The 19,182-nt window shown below is 56.9% G+C and carries 20 protein-coding genes and 1 tRNA gene; 10 read left to right on the plus strand and 11 right to left on the minus strand.

The window, feature by feature from the left end; genetic code table 11:
* Window positions 1-6: 6 nt before the first annotated feature.
* From hisA to NLK58_RS09935, 4 genes are all read right to left on the minus strand, one after another.
* Window positions 7-744 carry a 1-(5-phosphoribosyl)-5-[(5-phosphoribosylamino)methylideneamino]imidazole-4-carboxamide isomerase gene (gene hisA / locus NLK58_RS09920; protein ID WP_117618350.1) on the minus strand — a complete coding sequence of 246 codons (738 nt, stop codon included), beginning with the start codon at window positions 742-744 and terminating at the stop codon, window positions 7-9.
* Window positions 745-926: 182 nt separating this feature from the next.
* Window positions 927-1,568 carry an imidazole glycerol phosphate synthase subunit HisH gene (hisH, locus tag NLK58_RS09925; RefSeq protein WP_117618351.1) on the minus strand — a complete coding sequence of 214 codons (642 nt, stop codon included), beginning with the start codon at window positions 1,566-1,568 and terminating at the stop codon, window positions 927-929.
* Window positions 1,569-1,639: 71 nt separating this feature from the next.
* Entirely contained in the window at window positions 1,640-2,233 is a 594-nt protein-coding gene (hisB, locus tag NLK58_RS09930; RefSeq protein ID WP_007153401.1) for an imidazoleglycerol-phosphate dehydratase HisB, read from the minus strand.
* 138 nt (window positions 2,234-2,371) lie between these two features.
* The gene (locus NLK58_RS09935) at window positions 2,372-2,833 is read right to left on the minus strand and encodes an SRPBCC family protein (protein ID WP_117618352.1); all 462 of its coding nucleotides are present in this window, start codon (window positions 2,831-2,833) and stop codon (window positions 2,372-2,374) included.
* Between the two features lie 193 nt (window positions 2,834-3,026).
* On the opposite strand from NLK58_RS09935, the gene NLK58_RS09940 reads away from it, so the two are divergent.
* The 8 genes from NLK58_RS09940 to NLK58_RS09975 all read left to right on the plus strand — a co-directional run bounded on the left by NLK58_RS09940 (window position 3,027) and on the right by NLK58_RS09975 (window position 10,976).
* The gene (locus NLK58_RS09940) at window positions 3,027-5,189 is read left to right on the plus strand and encodes an AsmA family protein (RefSeq protein ID WP_341582732.1); all 2,163 of its coding nucleotides are present in this window, start codon (window positions 3,027-3,029) and stop codon (window positions 5,187-5,189) included.
* A complete protein-coding gene (gene mutY / locus NLK58_RS09945; RefSeq protein WP_117618354.1) occupies window positions 5,189-6,256 on the plus strand; it encodes an A/G-specific adenine glycosylase in 1,068 nt (355 codons plus the stop codon). The genes NLK58_RS09940 and mutY overlap by 1 nt, the downstream gene beginning before the upstream one ends.
* Before the next feature lie 75 nt (window positions 6,257-6,331).
* The gene (locus NLK58_RS09950; RefSeq protein WP_117618355.1) at window positions 6,332-6,604 is read left to right on the plus strand and encodes an oxidative damage protection protein; all 273 of its coding nucleotides are present in this window, start codon (window positions 6,332-6,334) and stop codon (window positions 6,602-6,604) included.
* A 121-nt stretch (window positions 6,605-6,725) separates the two neighbouring features.
* Window positions 6,726-6,801: transfer RNA gene (locus NLK58_RS09955), tRNA-Phe, on the plus strand.
* A gap of 332 nt (window positions 6,802-7,133) precedes the next feature.
* Window positions 7,134-7,418 carry a type II toxin-antitoxin system HigB family toxin gene (locus NLK58_RS09960; RefSeq protein WP_117618356.1) on the plus strand — a complete coding sequence of 95 codons (285 nt, stop codon included), beginning with the start codon at window positions 7,134-7,136 and terminating at the stop codon, window positions 7,416-7,418.
* Window positions 7,419-7,430: 12 nt separating this feature from the next.
* A complete protein-coding gene (locus tag NLK58_RS09965; protein WP_117618357.1) occupies window positions 7,431-8,630 on the plus strand; it encodes an ImmA/IrrE family metallo-endopeptidase in 1,200 nt (399 codons plus the stop codon).
* A gap of 827 nt (window positions 8,631-9,457) precedes the next feature.
* Window positions 9,458-10,507 carry an XRE family transcriptional regulator gene (locus NLK58_RS09970; RefSeq protein WP_205422301.1) on the plus strand — a complete coding sequence of 350 codons (1,050 nt, stop codon included), beginning with the start codon at window positions 9,458-9,460 and terminating at the stop codon, window positions 10,505-10,507.
* Window positions 10,482-10,976 carry a type II toxin-antitoxin system VapC family toxin gene (locus NLK58_RS09975; protein ID WP_117618359.1) on the plus strand — a complete coding sequence of 165 codons (495 nt, stop codon included), beginning with the start codon at window positions 10,482-10,484 and terminating at the stop codon, window positions 10,974-10,976. The genes NLK58_RS09970 and NLK58_RS09975 overlap by 26 nt, the downstream gene beginning before the upstream one ends.
* A 390-nt stretch (window positions 10,977-11,366) precedes the next feature.
* Here NLK58_RS09975 and NLK58_RS09980 read toward each other — a convergent pair whose 3' ends face one another.
* From NLK58_RS09980 to NLK58_RS09990, 3 genes are all read right to left on the minus strand, one after another.
* The gene (locus tag NLK58_RS09980; protein ID WP_341582733.1) at window positions 11,367-11,807 is read right to left on the minus strand and encodes a universal stress protein; all 441 of its coding nucleotides are present in this window, start codon (window positions 11,805-11,807) and stop codon (window positions 11,367-11,369) included.
* Between the two features lie 220 nt (window positions 11,808-12,027).
* The gene (locus NLK58_RS09985; RefSeq protein WP_117618361.1) at window positions 12,028-12,780 is read right to left on the minus strand and encodes an NYN domain-containing protein; all 753 of its coding nucleotides are present in this window, start codon (window positions 12,778-12,780) and stop codon (window positions 12,028-12,030) included.
* 80 nt (window positions 12,781-12,860) lie between these two features.
* Window positions 12,861-13,016, minus strand: coding sequence for a hypothetical protein (locus NLK58_RS09990; protein ID WP_162893708.1), 156 nt, complete (start codon window positions 13,014-13,016; stop codon window positions 12,861-12,863).
* Between the two features lie 197 nt (window positions 13,017-13,213).
* Here NLK58_RS09990 and NLK58_RS09995 point away from each other — a divergent pair, with 197 nt between their 5' ends.
* Entirely contained in the window at window positions 13,214-14,182 is a 969-nt protein-coding gene (locus tag NLK58_RS09995) for a calcium/sodium antiporter (protein WP_341582734.1), read from the plus strand.
* A gap of 3 nt (window positions 14,183-14,185) precedes the next feature.
* On the plus strand, window positions 14,186-14,806 hold the full coding sequence (gene rhtB, locus NLK58_RS10000; RefSeq protein ID WP_117618364.1) for a homoserine/homoserine lactone efflux protein: 621 nt from the start codon (window positions 14,186-14,188) through the stop codon (window positions 14,804-14,806).
* A gap of 12 nt (window positions 14,807-14,818) precedes the next feature.
* On the opposite strand, the gene NLK58_RS10005 is transcribed toward rhtB, so the two are convergent.
* The 4 genes from NLK58_RS10005 to NLK58_RS10020 form a co-directional block, all read right to left on the minus strand.
* Window positions 14,819-15,262, minus strand: a complete 444-nt coding sequence (locus NLK58_RS10005) for a DUF4124 domain-containing protein (RefSeq protein WP_117618365.1) — start codon at window positions 15,260-15,262, stop codon at window positions 14,819-14,821.
* A 136-nt stretch (window positions 15,263-15,398) separates the two neighbouring features.
* A complete protein-coding gene (gene glcF, locus NLK58_RS10010) occupies window positions 15,399-16,607 on the minus strand; it encodes a glycolate oxidase subunit GlcF (protein WP_117618366.1) in 1,209 nt (402 codons plus the stop codon).
* A gap of 2 nt (window positions 16,608-16,609) precedes the next feature.
* Entirely contained in the window at window positions 16,610-17,677 is a 1,068-nt protein-coding gene (gene glcE, locus NLK58_RS10015; protein WP_117618367.1) for a glycolate oxidase subunit GlcE, read from the minus strand.
* A complete protein-coding gene (locus NLK58_RS10020) occupies window positions 17,670-19,142 on the minus strand; it encodes an FAD-linked oxidase C-terminal domain-containing protein (RefSeq protein ID WP_117618368.1) in 1,473 nt (490 codons plus the stop codon). The genes glcE and NLK58_RS10020 overlap by 8 nt, the downstream gene beginning before the upstream one ends.
* Window positions 19,143-19,182 lie beyond the last annotated feature (40 nt).

Below are 19,182 nucleotides of genomic sequence, written 5' to 3' on the forward strand. Positions count from 1 at the left end.
GTCGTCTTACCCCTTCAGGCTGTCACAGAAGGCCTGGGCTTCAGCCACATCCAGCGTGCCTTCGTAGATGGCACGGCCGGTAATGGCACCGAGGATACCCTTATCGGCCACGGTAGCCAGGCGCCTGAGGTCGTCCATGTTGGTGACGCCGCCGGAAGCAATCACGGGAATGCCGCCCTCTTCCGCCAGTGCCGCAGTGGCTTCCACGTTAACGCCCTGCATCATGCCGTCGCGGCTGATGTCGGTGTAGACAATGGCGTCCACGCCGTCGTTGGCGAACCGCTTCGCCAGGTCGGTAGCCATCACTTCGGAGACTTCCGCCCAGCCGTCGGTCGCAACGCGGCCGTCTTTGGCGTCCAGGCCAACAATGATGTGGCCAGGGAAGCGCTTGCACATATCGGTAACGAATTCCGGCTCTTTCACCGCCTTGGTGCCGATGATGACCCACTGCACGCCGGCCTTCAGGTAGGCTTCGATGGTTTCCGCGGAGCGGATGCCGCCGCCGATCTGGATCGGCAGATCCGGGTATTTTCGGGCAATGGTCTGAACGATTTCGCCGTTTACCGGCTCGCCGGCGAAGGCACCGTTCAGGTCCACCAGGTGCAGGCGGCGGGCGCCGGCTTCCACCCAGCGGGTGGCCATATCTACCGGGTCGTCACCGAATACGGTGGAGTCGTCCATCCGGCCCTGGCGCAGGCGCACGCATTTGCCGTCTTTCAGATCAATGGCGGGGATAATGAGCATATTTTCTAGCTTCCTCGGAGATGGCCGATCAGATACCGGAGATAGTCGCCCACCCTCCGCTACAGGGAGCTACTGCCGGAACACGCTGTGAATACGTCCCTGTGAGCTTGCCTGCAGCATCCATGCTGCAGGCAGTCCCGGCAGTAGCTCCCCGCATCGAAGGGCTGAAACATTCCGGTCCGTCAGCTCTTTCCAGTCCAGTTTGTGAAATTCTCTAGCAACTGCAAACCCGCCCGTGCACTTTTCTCCGGGTGGAACTGCACTGCAAAAATGTTGTCTCTGGCCACCGCTGCTGCAAGGTCTACGCCGTAATGCGTGCGGCCGGCCATATCGGCATTGCCCTCGGCTTCCGCGTAGAAGCTGTGCACGAAGTAGAAACGGTCGCCCTCCGGAATGTTGTGCCACAGGGGGTGATCGATGGTCTGGTGCACCTGGTTCCAGCCCATGTGGGGCACCTTCAGGCGTTCACCGTTTTCCGTGAGGTGGTCACCAAAATAACGCACCTCCGAAGGGAACAGGCCGATGCAGTCGACGCCGCCGTTTTCTTCACTGCGGGACATCAGGGCCTGCATGCCAACGCAGATGCCCAGGAATGGTCGGTCCTGGGACACTTCACGAACCAGGGTGTCGACGCCCAGGCGGCGGATTTCGGCCATGCAGTCGCGGATGGCGCCGACGCCGGGAAGGATCACATGGTCGGCTTCGCGGATTTTGCCAGCGTTGTCGGTGACCAGTACGGTGGTGTCCGGGGCGACGTGCTCTACCGCTTTTTTGGCAGAGTGAAGGTTGCCCATGCCGTAGTCGATTATGGCAACGGTTTTCATGGTTGTTGCGGTGTCCTTGATTGACCGGTGAAAAGTGACCGGTTACAGCGAGTCTTCTTGCGACGAGCCTTTTACAGCGAGCCTTTGGTGGACGGAGTAATACCCGCCATGCGCTCGTCCATTTCAATAGCCATGCGCAGGGCGCGGCCAAAGGCCTTGAACACGGTTTCAATCTGGTGATGGGTGTTCTTGCCCTTCAGATTGTCAATGTGCAGGGTCACCATGGAATGGTTCACGAAACCGTGAAAGAACTCCTCGAACAGGTCCACATCGAAGCCACCAACGGCACCCCGGGTATAGGGCACGTCCATCATCAGGCCGGGACGGCCGGACAGGTCAATCACAACACGGGAAAGGGCTTCGTCCAGCGGCACATAGGCGTGGCCATAACGGCGAATGCCTTTTTTGTCACCCACCGCCTGCTTAAAGGCCTGGCCCAGGGTGATACCGATGTCCTCCACCGTGTGATGGTCATCAATGTGCAGGTCGCCCTTCGAAACGATGTTCAGATCCACCAGGCCGTGACGGGCAATCTGGTCCATCATGTGCTCCAGGAAGGGCACGCCGGTGTCGAAACTGGATTTGCCGGTGCCGTCGAGATCGATCTCAACGGTGATCTGGGTTTCAAGGGTATTTCGTTCTACCCGAGCCTTACGTTCGGCCATGGGGACTCCGTGACAATTGAGCGGCATAGCGCCGGAAAAAATCTATCCGGCGATTATACCTTTTATGTCCGCCTGAGTCCCACAACCGGTTTAATCGCTCCGATAGCAAAGCGCGGTTAATCCGAAAGAAAAGCGCGGTTAAAACGCCTTCTTGAGGTTATTCATGTAGGTATCCACGAGGCTGTTGAACTCGTGCTTGATCACCGGGCTGATCGCCAGTTTCAGCAGGCTGGGCAGTGGCAAAGTAAGCTCAGCGCTGGTCTGGAATTTCACTGCCGTGGCCTTGTCACCCCTGGACTTAATGGTCCAGGAGCCGCTCACCACCCCGTTGCCCTCACCTTTAACGGGGTCCCAGGTAATCTTGCCGGCGTCTTTGTCTGAGTAATATTTGCAGGCATACACGGATTGGATCGCGTGCTTGTCCACGCCCACCTTTTCCATTTCCCACCGGTAGGCGTTGTCGCCAAGGTCGGTCAGCTTGTGGACCTTGGGAAAATGGCTGGCGGAACGTGGCACATCCGCCAGCAGGTCAAACACTTCATCATAACTACCCGGTATTTCAAGCTCCCGGTTCAGCTCAATCGAAACAGTAATAGCCACAACCAACTCCTTCTTGTGTTTATAGGTATCAATGTAGTCGGAAAATCAAGGACGTGTATTTTGGCCCAACACTACGGCATTGTCATACTCCTGCGCTGTTAATTTGTTAACCCTGCGTTATCCTTTGGGTCATTGGCGTCGGTATTCTCCGCGAATACTGCAAGCTCCCAACATTAGGAAGGAAGCCTGAATCATGAAAGCCGTCCGTTATGTGCTGATCACCCTCGTTGCGCTGGTCATTCTCGCCGTGGCTGCCGTTGCCATCGCCATGGCCGTGATCGACCCCAACGACTACAAACCGCAGATTGAACAGGCCGTTGAGAAGCAGACCAACCTCGACCTGATTCTCAAAGGCGACATTGGCTGGTCTTTCATCCCGCTGGGGTTTGAACTGAATTCCGTAGAGGCCACCCTGGAAGGTGATCGTTTCGTTGCTCTGGAAAAGCTGGTTGCCCAAATCGACTTCTGGTCACTCATTGCCATGTCGCCCCGGGTGAATACCTTTGTGCTGGACGGGCTGGACGCGCGCCTCGAAGTAGACGAACAGGGCAACGGCAACTGGACCCGCATCATGCCCGGGAAGTCCGCCGGAGAGGCAGCCGCGGAAACAGCCGGGACCCAGGAGGAGCAGGCACAGGAAGATCAGGGTGCCGGCGGCGAGCCCCTGAACTTCAACGTGGAGAATGTTCAGATCAGCAATGCCCAGGTGCACTACACCGACAAGAGCACCGGCCAGTCGGTCACCCTGGAAAACTTTACCGTTAACGCCAGCAACATCACCCTGGGTTCCGAGTTCCCGCTGGAGATCGGATTCCGGGTTGCCACCACCCAGCCGACCCTTGAGGTGGATGGCAACATCAGTGCCCGTCTTGCCGCCAACGAAGCACTCAACGAGTTCGCCGTATCCGGCCTGAAAGCCGTGTTCGATATGACCGGCGAACCGTTCGGCAGCAAAGAGGTCACCGCTGAACTTGGTGGCTCTGCCAAGGCAAACCTGGAAAACGAAACCGCAACCCTGAGCGACTTTACCGCCAGCCTTGCCAACCTGTCCCTCAGCACGGAACTCACCGTGAACGGGTTCGGTGACAAACCGACCCTGAGCGGCAAGGTATCCATCGCAGATTTCTCCCTCAGGAAGCTGCTAAGCAACCTCGGCCAGCCAGCCGTTGAAACCCGTGACAAAGACGTTCTTGAAGCCCTCGCCTTCTCCACCAGCATCAGCGGCCCGGCCGGCAAGGTGGAGCTGTCCGACCTGACCATCAAACTGGATGACACCACCTTCAATGGCTCCGGCAGCTACAACCTCGCTGACACTGGCATCGTCTTCAACCTTCAGGGCGACCAGCTGAATGCAGACCGCTACCTCCCCCCTCAAGCAGAAGGCGATACAAAGCAGGCCGCCACCCCCGAAAAGGCGACAACCAGCCCGGAAGGCGATCTGTTGCCACTGGAAACCATCCGCGGCCTGCTGCTGGACATTGATCTGGGACTCGGCCAACTGATTGTCAGCAACCTGACCATCAAAGAAATCAAAGCCAGTACCACAGCGAAAAATGGCCTGTTAAAAGTGGATGAGTTCAGCGGCAAGCTCTATGAGGGCCGCTTTAGCGCCAACGTAACCATCGACGCCCGGAGCGACAACCCGAAATGGACCATTGGCTCAGACGTTACCAATGTGCAGACCCTGCCCCTGCTCACCGACCTTGCCGACGTGGACATGCTCGGCGGTGGCGCCAACCTCAAAGTGAACGTCACCACCACCGGTAACCGCATCTCGGCACTACGCAGCAACGCCGATGGCCAGGTCAGCTTCAACCTGGCGGAGGGCCAGTTCCGCCGAATGAACCTGACCCGCATGGCCTGCCAGGGAATTGCTCTGGTTAACCAGGATCAGCTGACCACCACCGACTGGGGCACCAGCACCCCGTTTAACGACATGCGCGGGACCCTGAACATCAACGGCAACACCCTGAACAACACCGATCTGGTGGCCTCACTGGCCGGCATGCGCCTTGAGGGCAAAGGAACCATAGACATGGAACAGAGCCAGCTGGATTACGAGGCGGGGCTTCGAATCGTGGGTGAGATTCATCGGGATAACGCCTGCCGGGTTACCGAGTATGTGGAGAACGTGGTTATTCCGGTGGAATGCCGGGGCAACTTTGCCGAAGATCCCGCCGGCCTCTGCTCCTTTGACGGATCACGTTTCCGGGATACCCTGAAAACCATCGCTGAAAATGCCGCCAGGGCCAAAGTTAAGGAGAAAGTTGACGAGACCAGGACAAAAGCCGAGGAAAAGGTGAAAGAGAAGCTGCAGGATAAACTTGGCGACAAACTCAAGGGCCTGTTCAACTGATGCCCGACCGATTCGCCCAAAAACTGCTGCAATGGTACGACAGCCACGGCCGGCATGACCTGCCGTGGCACCATAACCGGAACGCCTACCGGGTGTGGGTCTCGGAAATCATGCTGCAGCAAACCCAGGTAACCACCGTTATCCCCTACTTTGAAGCGTTCATGGAACGCTTCCCGGATGTCCAGGCGTTGGCCGAAGCACCCGTAGATGACGTGCTCAGCCACTGGTCCGGCCTTGGCTATTACGCCCGGGCCCGCAACCTGCAGAAAGCCGCGCAAACGGTCGTTCGCGACTTCGGTGGTGAGTTTCCACAAACCCAGGAAGAGCTCGAGTCCCTCACCGGAATCGGCCGCTCGACCGCAGCGGCCATACTGGCCCAGGCCTTCGGCATTCGCGCCGCCATACTGGACGGCAACGTGAAACGGGTACTGGCCCGCTACCACGCCATCCCCGGCTGGCCCGGCCAGACCGCCGTGCTCAACCAGCTCTGGCAACGGGCCGAGGAACACACGCCAGAACAACGGGTGCGGAATTATACCCAGGGCATTATGGATCTGGGCGCCATGGTGTGTACCCGTAGCCGCCCGGCCTGTGACAGCTGCCCATTGCAACACGGCTGCCAGGCCTATGCCCGGCGCGAAACATCACTCTATCCGGGCTCAAAGCCCAGGAAAGCCAAACCGGAAAAGACTACCTGGATGATGATCCTTCAAGACAGCGAGGGCCGCATCCTGCTGGAGCGTCGCCCACCCAGCGGCGTCTGGGGTGGCCTCTGGAGCCTGCCGGAACTGGACCCGGCCTACGGGGCAGACGAACTCCAGGAAGCCTGTGAACAGAACCTCGGGCTGGATTGCGGAGAACCGGAACTGATCAGCGGCTTCCGCCACACCTTCTCCCATTACCACCTGCACATTCAACCCGCCCGCCTGAACGTGGCCAGCGGCTCTAAAAGCATTGCAGACCAGGGCCACCTGAAATGGCTGCACCGCCATGAAGCCCTGAATCTCGGGTTACCGGCGCCGATTCGTTTGCTGCTCACCAAACCGGAGCAAACCGCCCTGCTTTGAGCCGGCCCGCTTGCGCTTTCACCCGCAACGATCTGTTATCATCACCGCCAGTGACACTTACCAACAGGAGCCACCATGAGCCGTACCGTGTTCTGCCGCAAATACCAGAAAGAACTGGAAGGCCTGGATTTCCCCCCGATGCCCGGCGCCAGGGGCCAGGACATTTTCGAAAACGTATCGAAGCAGGCCTGGGAAGAATGGCAGGCCCAGCAGACCATGCTGATCAACGAAAAACACCTGAGCCTGATGGACCAGAACACCCGCAAATACCTGCAGGCGCAGATGCAGCACTTTTTCAACAACGAGCCTTTTGACAAGGCCGAAGGCTACGTACCGCCGGAGCAGTAAAGCCGGATTGATCAAAGCCTGAGCGACCCTGAAAAGATTCAGAAATTTTTCCGGCTCAGCCTTGACTCAAAACATCGAAACCGGTTTAATAGCGCCCCGTTGCACTGCAGTAGCGCAACATGCCCGGATAGCTCAGTTGGTAGAGCAGGGGATTGAAAATCCCCGTGTCGGTGGTTCGATTCCGCCTCCGGGCACCACGAATTCAATGACTTAGCCCGCTTCTTGCGGGCTTTGTTGTTTCTGGTGTCCACCAAGTGTCCACGGAAAACTAACAGCCAATCTCTTTAGCCAGTGTAAGGCTTTTACGGGCCCCTTCTCTAACGCCGTTTAGCTTTCCGGTCAGCGAGCTCAGTTGAGGCAACTCGCGCAAAGGCAAACCCTCTGCGGCCGCTAGCGGAAAAACCGAGTTCACCTTTAGCTCAATCAGGGTGGCCTTGACAGCCAACCTTCTCACTCCTTATAACCAGACGTTATTTTCCCATTTAGGGAACATTTGATAAAATTCCCGAAAAAGGAACTTCGCCATCCTATGAAGGTCTTAGCCCGGAACAAGCTGACCGACTTCATGCGCAAGCACGCTTCCTCCAAGAAGGCTCTTGAAGCGTGGTATGCAGAGGCAGAAAGAAGCAACTGGCAGACACCACAAGACATCAAGAATCGATTCGCCAGCGCCGACTTTCTCGCCGATAACCGGGTCATATTCAACATCAAGGGCAATCACTTTCGGCTCGTGGTCAAGGTTCGGTACCAGGGTGGCATTGTCGTGGTGGAGTGGGTTGGAACACACGCGGACTACAGCAAGCAAAAACTCTAAGGAAACAGCATCATGGACCATCTGAAAATCATTAAAACTCCGGAAGAGCATGAGGCTGCTCTGGAGCGCCTTATGGTACTGATGGACGCTGGCCCGCTGGAGGGTTCCCCGGAAGCTGACGAGCTGGAAGTGTTGGCTATGCTGATTGAGCAATACGAGCAACGCCAGTTCCCTATCGACCTTCCTGACCCTGTAACAGCCATTCGCTTTCGCATGGACCAGCAGGGCCTGAAGAATAAAGACCTCATTCCCTTTATCGGTTCAGCATCCAAAGTCAGTGAGGTACTGAATGGAAACCGCCCGCTCAGCCTGAATATGATTCGCCGGCTGAATCACGGTCTTGGCATACCGGCAGACATCCTGATTCAGGAGCCCGTTCAGGAGACTGCCAGCGAAAAAAACGTCGACTGGCAAGCGTTCCCCTTGGCGGTCATGCTGAAGCGTGGGTATTTCGAAGGCTTCGAGGGTTCCCTTCAAGAACTGAAAGAATACGCAGCAGAGTGGTTGACGCGACTTTTCAGCGGTGTGCGAGGCGGTTTTGAGCTGGAACCGGCAATGCTGCGCACGGCCGCTCACCTTCGCACCAACGACAAGGTAAGCGACCGCTACGCCTTATGGGCCTGGCAGGCAAGAGTTTTACAGAAAGCCGCAGAGCAACAACTACCTGGCTCATACAAAAAAGGCACAGTTACCCTGGAATGGATGCGTAATCTCACTCGGCTATCCTGGTCCGGGAAGGGGCCTGAACTGGCGCGGGAGTATCTTGAAAGGTCCGGCATCCATCTCGTTATTGAACCGCATTTACCCAAGACCTACCTTGACGGCGCAGCCTGCGTAGCTGCCAATGGCAACCCGGTCATAGCGCTGACACTTCGGTATAACCGGCTCGATAACTTCTGGTTCACTCTCATGCACGAACTTGCCCACGTTGCGTTGCATCTGGACGGTAATGAAGCCTGGTTCATCGACAACCTGGATGCCGAAACCGAAGACGACCAGGAGCAGCAAGCCGACGCTCTTGCGCAAAGCGCATTACTGCCAGATAGCGTTAACTACCGATCAATTACCCTAGCGGCCTCGGTCCGAAAGCTCGCAAATGAGCTGAATATTGCGCCAGCGATTATTGCCGGCAGAGTTCGACACGAAACGGGAAATCACAGGCTGTTTGGAAGCGCCTTCAGAGAGAAAGTAGGCACCGAGCTCGAGTGCTAGATTATTCAAGACTGGCCTTGCCCTCAAAGAGAACGGGACGCTACTTCGACAACTTCAAAGACAACAACTGCGTGGCCATTGGCTGGAACGGCCTGGGCGCTACATCTGGGCGGCACTCAGCGACACCAAAAAACCGTACCTGACTGATTTTATTGCCGTCGTTTTTTGTCTACTGCTGCCATCAACAGCATTCTTCAGATCGAAAATCCCCGTGTCGGTGGTTCGATTCCGCCTCCGGGCACCATTAAGAATTCAGACAAAGCCCGCCTTGTGCGGGCTTTGTTGTTTCCAGCAGCCTGTCGGACTTAAAGCTGATCTACTGTGCCGGTGGCTTTATCGCTCAACCGGCAGTTCCAGCCCCGTCCAATAGGCTTCCGTACTGCCAGTGGGGCGAACCTTAACCATGGACAGCCTGGAATCCTCACACCTTCTTTAATCCGAACACAACTGCCTGAAAGAAAGTGCCATGCCGAAGGGCGCGCAGAATTTCGTTTTTTTCAGGCCTACTACTCACCGTCAAAAGGCGATAAGGATATAGCTGAGCTTGGATTACTCAAATTCGATATTACGGATTGAATGACGTTCTCCCGGTATGAGCCACCCAAGCCGGGAACCCTTCCTCAATAAAGCCCTTCCAGACTTCCAGCTTTGAGAAGAAATCCCGTTCTGTGCAAAAAACACTACATCTTGTGTCGTGCTGTGATAAATCCACATATAAGGTTGACATCCATTAACTTTAACCTAAAATTGTCAACCAGCAGTTGTCACCCTAAAGGAATAGAGCCATGTTGCATGATCGGTTGCGTTGTGCACGAGTCCTGAAAAACATGTCACTACAGCAGGTTGCGGACCAGTTGGGAGATATTTCCAAGCAGGCTCTGTCGAAATATGAACAGGGCAAAGATGCGCCCAATTCCACCCGTTTAATACAGCTCGCGGACGTGCTGGAGGTAAACCCTGAGTATTTCTTTCGTTCCGATTCCGTCAAGCTTGGCGAGGTAGACTTTCGGAAGCACTCTGCATTCGGCAAAAAGCAGCAGGAAGCGGTGAAAGAGCAAGTTCGGGAACACCTGGAACGGTATCTGGCTGCGGAGGATCTGTTTGAAACCGAGCACGCTGCCGATGGGTTCGCCCAATGGCGGGAGTGCTTTTCGGTGTCTAATGTCGACGATATTGAAAAGGCCGCAGAAGACCTTCGGAAAGGATGGCATCTTGGCACCAACCCCATTGCAAACCTAACTGAAACCCTGGAAGAGAATGGCATCAAGGTGGTTGGCCTGAAAGCTCATGAAAAATTTGATGGGCTTTGTGCTGTGGTTAACGATGGTGCTGATGCTGTGATCGTAAGCAATATCGAACGCCCCGGAGAACGGCAGCGATTCAATCTGGCCCACGAACTGGGCCACCTTGTGATGGACATACCAGAAGCGGTTCATGGCACTCGTGATGAAGAAAACTGGTGCCACCGCTTTGCAGGCGCATTCCTTTTTCCCGCCAGCCAGGTGAGAGCAACTTTCGGCACCAGCCGCCGACGGGTGCTGTTCAAGGAGTTTTTGCTGGCCAAAGAGGAATGGGGAATCTCTATCCAGGCGCTCCTGCGGCGACTCTATGATCTGGACATTGTTCAGCAGGGCTTCTACCAAAGTACTTTTCGTTTCTGGTCGTCCAAGGGCTACCGGAAGGATGAACCGGAACCTCTGGACCCGGAGAACTCCTATCGCTTGCGTCAGATCGTATACAGGGCATTGGCGGAGGGGCTAGTAACCCCGTCCAGAGCGGCTGAGTTACTTGGCGTCGGTCTGGGAGAGATCGAGGATGTGATGGCAAACGGACAAGCAGGTGAGGGCGCCGATGCCCACGAAAATTCTCGTCTCTGACACGAATATCTGGATAGATCTTCACCGCTGCAACCTTTTGGAGACGGTATTCGAGCTACCCCATCAGTTTGTCACCACAGAGTTTGTCTGGCGGGAGCTGCGCAAGCCTCCGGGACAGCAATTAACGGATCTTGGGCTGACCATTGAGGCGCTCAGTCGTAGCGAGACGCTGCAGCTATTCGACCTCAAGCAGTCTCTGAACAATTCATCGCTGGCGGATGTGTCCTGCTATTTCGTGGCCAGGGAGAGAGGGTGGACCCTGCTAACGAATGATGGTGACCTGCGAAAATCTGGCCACCAAGCGGAGTTGGATGTCCGAGGTGTACTCTGGATTCTGGATGAATTGGAGTTTCACCGGGGACTGTCGCCAGCTAAGCTCGCGAGTGCTCTAGCTTCGATGCTCTACTCCGGCGCACGCTTGCCAGACGAAGAATGCGACAAACGCCTTACGAAGTGGCGCAAGGGCTGAAATCCGAATTTTTCTTCCAAGCTGTCAATCTACCGCCATAACGACAGACCTGCACCGCCTTCAGGTCGACGTTTCCCGGCAGTACTCATTGCTTCAGGATGAAGTCTCGAAAAAATGAACATTTTCCCCTCTGGCCAGCATCATACTTGGCGAGGTGGGCATCAAGATCTTCAGGTCCCGCTGGGAAAGCTGCACTGCGAAGGGCAAGCTGGCAACATCGGACGTGTTGGTGATCGACAATAAAGACACAACCCTGCAAAACCACCCGCCGCATGCAACGCCGGACATGGGTCGCCGACTTGTTTTCTCTTCTTCGCTTTTTTAACTGATGGGCCTGGTTGCCAGAAAAACCGAACCCTGATCGCGGTTTTTCTGGCAACAGGGCCGACGTTATTCGCTTACAACCGTCACCGGCCCGGTGGCATGCCTGACAACCTTTTCGCTGATACTACCCAGAGTAAGACTGCGCACCAGTGAATGACCGCGCCTGCCCATAAACAGGTGAGCGCCCGGATTGTTTTCCAGGTACTCAATAATTTCCTTGGCAGGATCACCTTTGAGAAGGACCTCTTCAACGGGATCGGCCGTCCCGCTCACGGCCTGTCTCGCGGCATCAAATATTTTGCGCCCGTAACTTTTTGCCTCTTCCTCAATATCACTCGGCCATACGCCGCTGACAACCAGTCTCTCCACCTTTGTGCCCGGAAACACAGCTAACAATTTGAGCGGTTGGCCGGTAGATTTAGCCAGTTCGGCTGCCATTTTTGCTGCGTGTAACGAATGATCCGAACCGTCACAAGCAACCACAATGCTCGGAGTCCCTTTGGCCATGGTCCCCTCTCCTTTTATGTTGGATGTGCAATCAACATAACATTGATGCGAAAGCCGGATGGTTGACTCAGGTCATACCCCCGGATGAATCCTTAAGAGCCGCAGGCTCTGAGGGACACCATTCACTCCTTTGAATCCCCGGCATGAGCTTAGATTACTATGCCCGAAAGTCCATGCGCAAAGCCCGCCTGGCGCAGGCTCTGGCGCCTCTGATATCTGCTTACTTCTGTTCTATCGGCTTGTACGCCCGATACCCCTGCCCGTTGGCGCCCTTCTTGACCGTGAAATATTCCGATCTGGCTACCAGCAAATCAGAGAACTTCTTCACACCGTAGGTCCTTGGGTCGAAGTCCGGGCGGGTGCGCTTGAGGAAGGAGCCGGCCGCAGAGAAAGTCGCCCATCCCTGGTCGTCCTGGGTCTGTTCCCACGCGCGTTTGAGCAGTGCGACTTCCTCGGGAAGCTTTTCGTGTTTCTTTTTCCGGGGTTCGGTTTCGGTTTTTGCCGGTTCGCCCGGAGCCGCCTCATCGGGGTACTCAAGGTTTTCCGTGAACAGGAAATCGTCGCAGGCACTGCGGAATGAAACCGGAGTCTTTTTCTCGCCGAATCCAAATACGTAGATCTCAGACTCCCTCAGACGGGAAGCCAGTTTGGTGAAATCACTGTCGCTGGAGACAAGGGCAAAGGCATCGAACTTGGAAGAGTAAAGCAGGTCCATAGCGTCGATAATCATGGATGCATCGGTCGCGTTCTTGCCCTTGGTGTAGGCGAACTGCTGGATCGGCTGGATAGCCAGTTCATTGAGGACCGTCTTCCAGTTTTTGAGACTGTCCACAGACCAGTCACCGTAAGCGCGCTTAACAACCACATGCCCGTGGGAGGACAGCTCTTCGATGATCAGGGGCAGCTTTGACAACTGGGCGTTGTCGGCGTCGATTAAAACGGCGATCTTCTTGTGCTGTTCAAGATCCTTCAATGTACTTCTTCCAAGCTTGTTGGCTCACTCCAGGGCACCGCCCGGGAAATTCTCACCAAGGATTTCCGTAAAACCACCCATCAGGCGGCCTTGCGGAAATCCTCGGCTCGAACGGCCTTGCCCCGCCGGCGCTTGTATTTCGTTTTGCCTTCAACCACTCGCATCTGGTATTTCGGGGTTTTCAGGTCGCGCCTGATAGCGCTTTCCTGTGTGGGCTTTGCCCGTTTCTTGGCCATGACAGTTGTGCCTCCTTTGGCGTTTTCATGGATTTGTTTTTCCATACCCAGTTTAGCAGATTCCGGTACTACTTCCGCGCGGGCGACATCCGGAATATCACGCACGCCACCAGGGCATTTATACCTATTGCCGGAACCTGTGGCACCATAGATTCTTGTGCCGCCGAGACGGTAATTGACTAAAAGGAGTTCTTGAAATGCTGATGGCCATTGGGGCAATCCTTGCGGGCCTGGTTCTGCTGGTGTGGAGTGCGGACAAATTCGTGGAGGGCTCAGCCACCACGGCCCGCCATTTCGGGATGCCGCCCCTGCTGATTGGTATGGTTGTGGTCGGCTTTGGCACTTCCGCACCAGAGATGGCGGTGTCCGCTCTGGCGGCTTCCCAGGGCAATCCGGGGCTGGCGCTGGGCAATGCCTATGGCTCGAACATCACGAACATTGCATTGATTCTCGGTATCACGGCATTGCTGGCGCCGATTGCGGTGCATTCGCAGGTTCTGCGGAAAGAGCTGCCTATTCTGATTCTGGTGACAGCCTTTGCCGGCTGGCAGCTTTGGGACGGCGAGCTCTCCCGCCAGGACGCCGTTGGCCTGATCGTGGTGTTCGTGGCGCTGCTTGGCTGGAGTATCTACCAGGGAATCAAACAACCCGGAGACACCATGGCCAATGAGATGACAGATGAGCTCAAAGCCCACGCCATTCCCTTGCGGAGGGCAATACTGTGGCTGGTTATCGGTCTGCTGCTTCTGATTGTCAGCTCCCGAATCCTGGTATGGGGAGCCGTGGATCTGGCGACCACGTTTGGCATCAGTGATCTGGTCATCGGTCTGACCATTGTGGCCGTTGGCACATCACTGCCTGAACTGGCCTCATCCATAATTGCCGCTCGCAAGGGTGAGCATGATCTCGCCTTGGGTAACATTCTGGGTTCCAATCTGTTCAACACACTCGCGGTTGTGGGTATTGCCGGACTGATTGCGCCGATGTCGGTAGCGCCGGAAGTTCTTTCCCGGGATTTCCCGGTAATGGCCACACTCACCCTCGCCCTGTTTGCCATGGGGTATGGTTTCCGTGGGCCGGGTCGTATCAACCGGTTCGAGGGTTCTGGTCTGCTGCTTGCCTTCGTGGGTTATACAGTGTATCTCTTAGCGTTTTCAGGAGCTTAAGTTATGTCACTCACAGCCTGGCTCACTTTCCTGATTGCAGCCGTACTGATCAGCGTTTCCCCGGGCGCCGGGGCCATCAATACCATGAGCAATGGCATGCGCTACGGTGTTCGCCGCTCACTGCCCGCAATCATGGGACTGCAGTTGGGGTTCGGTATCCAGATTCTGTTGGTGGGTGCCGGGCTGGGTGCCATTATTGCCTCCTCGAACATTGCTCTATCCGTGATCAAGTGGCTGGGTGTTGCTTACCTGGTCTGGCTGGGCATTTCCAAATGGCGCGAGCCAGTGATGGAATCCATGGACGATGACCGCCAGCCGGTGAGCGGACACAAGAGGTTCTGGAACGCGACATTTGTAAACCTTACCAACCCCAAGGCAACGGTCTTTCTGGTTGCCCTGTTTCCCCAGTTCCTGGTGGCCGGTGCGCCCCACGGACCCCAACTGATCACCATGGGAACCACTCTGATACTGGTGGATTGCCTGGTCATGCTCGGCTATGCCCTGCTGGCCAGCCAGCTGTTCCGCTTCATGACCTCGGCACGGCGCCAGCAGCAGATGAACCGGGTGTTTGGCGGCCTGTTCGTCACCGCCGCCGTGGCGCTGGCCAGCTTCAAGCGAGCTTAGCAGGCGAGTGAATTAACGCAGGATGCATTCCCGGCTGAGTTTCTGACTTAATGTCCGGCGCTGACGCCTTAGGCTGTTCCCCCTGTCGTTGCTGTAGCCGGCCCGTAACCTGGACTGAATCTGGTCCAGCTTACGCCGGTACTTGCCACAGGTTTTTTCCAGCCTGGCGCTGGCTCTTTCCCGGGCATTGGTATCGGGTTTACCGGGGCGACCAGAGGGGGACAGCAGACCGCTCACCTCTTCTCGAATCCCGGAAATACGCTCCTCTTGCCTGAGATTTTCAGACATCGGCACAGTAGCAGGCGCCCGCACCTGAATCCGTTTGTGGGGAATTTCCCCTGGCGGGTAATCCGAGAAATGCGCCACGCCCTGGCTGTCTATCCAGGTATAGACTTCGGCGTGGGCAACAGCGGCGAATACAACAGACACAACAAGACTCGCCATTATCCTTGGCATACGGTTCCACTCCCTGTGGTTCGGTAAATTGCCGCGGCAGTATAACGAAAAAAACCGTGAACATGGGGTCAGATGAAAAAGGGGTCAGATGAAAATTTCATCTGACCCCTTTTTCATCTGACCCCGATTTCAGGTTTTACTGATCCAGAAGCTCAATCCAGTGTTGCACGGGAACCGGCGACCTGGTCTCCAGGTGCATCTGGCAACCGATGTTGGCGGTAACGATGCGGTCGGGGTTATCGATGGTCAGCGCCTTGAGCTTGTTGCCCAGCAGTTTCTGGCTCATCTCCGGTTGCGTAACCGAGTAGGTTCCGGCAGAGCCGCAGCACAGGTGCTTGTCTTTGGTGGCAGCGAGATTTACGCCGGCCCGGGTCAGCACCTGTTCGACCACTCCACTCTGTTTCATGGCGTGCTGCAGGGTGCAGGGGCAGTGGAACGCCACCTTTCCGGGATTCTGGCGCACCTTGAGCTTCTCCAGATCCTGTTTCAGCAGGAAGGCGCCGAGATCGATGCACAGTTCACTGACCTTCTGCGCCCTGGCGGCATACACCGGGTCATCTTTCAGAAGATGGCCGTAATCCTGAACCATGGCGCCACAGCCGGAGGCGGTCATGATGATCGCTTCTGCGCCTGCTTCGATGGCGGGCCACCAGGCATCAATGTTCTGGCGCATTCTTTCCAGGCCCTTCTCGTGCTCGGAAAGATGATAGTTCACGGCGCCACAACAGCCGGCTTCCGGTGCCTCAACCATGGTGATACCAAGCCGGTCCAATACCCGCGCAGCAGCGGCGTTGGTGTTGGGTGTAGCGGAGGGCTGCACGCAGCCGGCCAGTGCCAGCACGATCCGGCTGTGGCTGGCCGCCGGCCACGGATTCGCCTGCTTTCTGGGCGGTACCTTGGTGCGCAGCTTCTCCGGCAGCACCGGGCGGAACACCTGCCCGAGACGCAGCAGAATGCCGAACAACTGGCGGTTGGGAATGACCCGGGCCATGGCCCAGCGCAGCCATTTGTCTTTCGGATCGCGGGGCAGCTCCTTCTCCATCAGGCCACGGCTGATATCCACCAGGCGGCCATACTTTACGCCAGAGGGGCAGGTGGTCTCGCAGCTGCGACAGGTGAGGCAGCGGTCCAGGTGTTCCCGGGTTTTGTCCGTAACTTCCGCACCTTCCAGGAACATTTTCATCAGGTAGATCCGGCCCCGGGGACCATCACGTTCGTCGTTCAGTTCCTGGTAGGTCGGGCAGGTTGCGGTACAGAAGCCACAGTGCACACAGGCCCGCAGTATCGACTCGGCTTCCTGGCCTTCCGCGGTGTTGGCAAATTGTTGAACCAGATTAGTTTGCATAGTTACAACCAGCTGTATAAGCGTCCGGGATTGAAGATGTTATCCGGATCAAACGCATTCTTGATTCGGCGCTGAATGCCTTTCAGGGCCTCCGGCTGATGGTGCATCACTTCACCGGAGCGGTCGCCACCCCGAAACAGGCTGACCTGGCCGCCCGCAGCGCGCGCCACCGGTTCCAGCTCTTTCAGTTCACCGGTACCCCGGAACCAGCGTTGGGAACCGGCCCAGTCGATGAACCAGTTGCCTTCCAGCTCCGGCGTGGCTGCGGTTGAGCCAACGGAGAAACGCCACAGCGGCACGTCATTACCGGCGAAGAACTCGTGCTGCATGTCCTGCACCTGCTGCCAGAACTGATCGCCCTGCTCCATCACCTCGCCGGACCATTTTTCGGCCGTGGCCTCAACACCGGATTTTGCGCCGGACAGGCGCAGATAGACCTTGCCGTCCACCCAGCAGGCAGCCGTGATCGGCTTGGGCTCGGCGGCGCGGCTGTTCATGTAGTGAATCACCTCGTCCATGCCCATTTCCTGAATCAGGGTCAGGGACGCAGCAGGTCTGGGCATCACTTTCATGCTAATTTCGGTAATCACGCCAAGCGTGCCGAGGGCGCCGGCCTGAAGCCGTGATACGTCATAGCCGGCCACGTTCTTCATGACCTGACCACCAAAGCGAAGGTGCTCACCCTTGCCGTTCAGCAGCCGGATACCCAGGACCTGGTCCCGTACCGAACCCGCCCACGGACGGCCCGGGCCGGAAAGATTGCAGGCCAGGGTGCCGCCGATGCTGGAGGCAGCACCGAATCTGGGCGGTTCGAAATGCAGGCACTGGCCCTGTTCGGCCAGGGTGGCCTCGATCTCGCTCAAAGGCGTACCGGCACGAACGGTCAATACCAGTTCGACCGGATGGTAATCCACGATGCCGGAATGTTCGCCCACGTTGAGGGTTCCGGCATCCGGGTCGGCTTCCCGGCCCATAAAGGCCTTGGTTCCACCGCCGACAATATTGAGTTTGTGCCCGCTGTCCCGGGCCTGGAGCACCTGCTCCTTCAGTTGTTGGGAAATATCAGCCATGGGCGGCTTCCGTATGGTCGTGCGTGTGTTGTTTATGCTCAAGGGAGCGGTATTCCTGGCAGAATCGCAGTGCCGGCACGCCCTTGCCCGGGTTGAGAATACCGGCGGGGTCGAAGGCCGCTTTCACATCGTGGAACTGCTGCAGCTCCTCATCGTTGAACTGCACGGCCATCTGGCGGATTTTTTCCACGCCAACGCCATGCTCACCGGTGATGCAGCCACCCACTTCCACACACATTTCCAGGATGCGGGAGCCAAACGCCTCGGTGCGCTCAAACTCGCCGGGCACGTTGGCGTCAAACAGGATCAACGGGTGCAGGTTGCCGTCGCCGGCGTGGAACACGTTGGCCACGCGCAGACCGAACTCCTCGGACATCTTCTCCATTTCCGTCAGAACGTAGGCGATCTCACGGCGGGGAATGGTACCGTCCATGCAGTAGTAATCCGGCGAAATCCGGCCGACTGCCGGGAACGCGGATTTACGGCCTTTCCACAACAGCGCACGCTCTTCCTCGCTCTGGGAAGTACGGACGGAGGTAGCCCCCAGCTTGCGGAACACGTCCTCGGCCTGGGCGATGTGCTCATGCACCTCTTCTTCGGTACCGTCTACTTCGCACAGCAGCAAGGCTTTGGCATCCCTCGGGTAACCCGCCTGGGCGAAGTCGTCGGCCGCGACGATCGCGTGGCTATCCATCATTTCCAGGCCGCCGGGAATGATCCCGTGGGAAATAATGCCGCCCACGGCATCGCCGCCCTTCTGCACATCATCAAAACCGGCCATAACCACCTGGGCCACTTCCGGCTCCGGCAGCAGTTTTACTTTTACTTCCGTCACCACACCCAGCAGACCTTCAGAGCCGGTCATCAGCGCCAGCAGATCCATGCCACAGCTGTCCAGGCCATCGCTGCCCACGGTGACCACATCACCCTCGGCGGTCACCATCTCCACGCTAAGAATATTGTGAACGGTCAGCCCGTACTTGAGGCAGTGCACGCCACCGGAATTCTCCGCCACATTACCGCCGATGGTGCAGGCGATCTGGGACGAGGGATCCGGGCCGTAGTAGAGACCATACTGGGCCGCCTCTTCACTGATGGCCAGATTACGAACACCAGGCTGAAGCCGTGCCGTTCGCCCCAGTGGATCAATCCCGATGATGCGGTTGAACTTGGCCAGCGACAGCACCACGCCCTCTTTATTGGGCATGGCACCGGCACTGAGCCCGGTTCCGGCACCACGGGCCACCACCGGCACTGCGTTCTCGTTGCAGATGCGCATCACGCGCTGCACCTGTTCAACGGTCTCCGGCAGAACCACCAGCAACGGCATCTCGCAATACATGGACATGCCGTCGCATTCGTAGGGCTTCATGGTTTCGTCATCGGTGATGACGTAGTCCGGGTCGATAAACGACCGGAACTGCTCCACCAGCTCGGCTTTGCTAACTTTCGGCTTGGTAGTCATAGCACTCTCTGGGTTTGGATTACATCAAGTGTGACAGTCA

Source organism: Marinobacter metalliresistant (genome assembly GCF_038098645.1).
In the GTDB taxonomy this organism is placed as follows: Bacteria; Pseudomonadota; Gammaproteobacteria; order Pseudomonadales; family Oleiphilaceae; genus Marinobacter; species Marinobacter metalliresistant.

Coding starts and splice junctions, on each gene's coding strand:
- hisA (WP_117618350.1), bottom strand. CDS start 744: ATGCTCATTATCCCCGCCATTGATCTGAAAGACGGCAAATGCGTGCGC.
- hisH (WP_117618351.1), bottom strand. CDS start 1,568: ATGAAAACCGTTGCCATAATCGACTACGGCATGGGCAACCTTCACTCT.
- hisB (WP_007153401.1), bottom strand. CDS start 2,233: ATGGCCGAACGTAAGGCTCGGGTAGAACGAAATACCCTTGAAACCCAG.
- NLK58_RS09940 (WP_341582732.1), top strand. CDS start 3,027: ATGAAAGCCGTCCGTTATGTGCTGATCACCCTCGTTGCGCTGGTCATT.
- mutY (WP_117618354.1), top strand. CDS start 5,189: ATGCCCGACCGATTCGCCCAAAAACTGCTGCAATGGTACGACAGCCAC.
- NLK58_RS09950 (WP_117618355.1), top strand. CDS start 6,332: ATGAGCCGTACCGTGTTCTGCCGCAAATACCAGAAAGAACTGGAAGGC.
- NLK58_RS09960 (WP_117618356.1), top strand. CDS start 7,134: ATGAAGGTCTTAGCCCGGAACAAGCTGACCGACTTCATGCGCAAGCAC.
- NLK58_RS09965 (WP_117618357.1), top strand. CDS start 7,431: ATGGACCATCTGAAAATCATTAAAACTCCGGAAGAGCATGAGGCTGCT.
- NLK58_RS09970 (WP_205422301.1), top strand. CDS start 9,458: ATGTCACTACAGCAGGTTGCGGACCAGTTGGGAGATATTTCCAAGCAG.
- NLK58_RS09975 (WP_117618359.1), top strand. CDS start 10,482: ATGCCCACGAAAATTCTCGTCTCTGACACGAATATCTGGATAGATCTT.
- NLK58_RS09980 (WP_341582733.1), bottom strand. CDS start 11,807: ATGGCCAAAGGGACTCCGAGCATTGTGGTTGCTTGTGACGGTTCGGAT.
- NLK58_RS09990 (WP_162893708.1), bottom strand. CDS start 13,016: ATGGCCAAGAAACGGGCAAAGCCCACACAGGAAAGCGCTATCAGGCGC.
- NLK58_RS09995 (WP_341582734.1), top strand. CDS start 13,214: ATGCTGATGGCCATTGGGGCAATCCTTGCGGGCCTGGTTCTGCTGGTG.
- rhtB (WP_117618364.1), top strand. CDS start 14,186: ATGTCACTCACAGCCTGGCTCACTTTCCTGATTGCAGCCGTACTGATC.
- NLK58_RS10005 (WP_117618365.1), bottom strand. CDS start 15,262: ATGCCAAGGATAATGGCGAGTCTTGTTGTGTCTGTTGTATTCGCCGCT.
- glcF (WP_117618366.1), bottom strand. CDS start 16,607: ATGCAAACTAATCTGGTTCAACAATTTGCCAACACCGCGGAAGGCCAG.
- glcE (WP_117618367.1), bottom strand. CDS start 17,677: ATGGCTGATATTTCCCAACAACTGAAGGAGCAGGTGCTCCAGGCCCGG.
- NLK58_RS10020 (WP_117618368.1), bottom strand. CDS start 19,142: ATGACTACCAAGCCGAAAGTTAGCAAAGCCGAGCTGGTGGAGCAGTTC.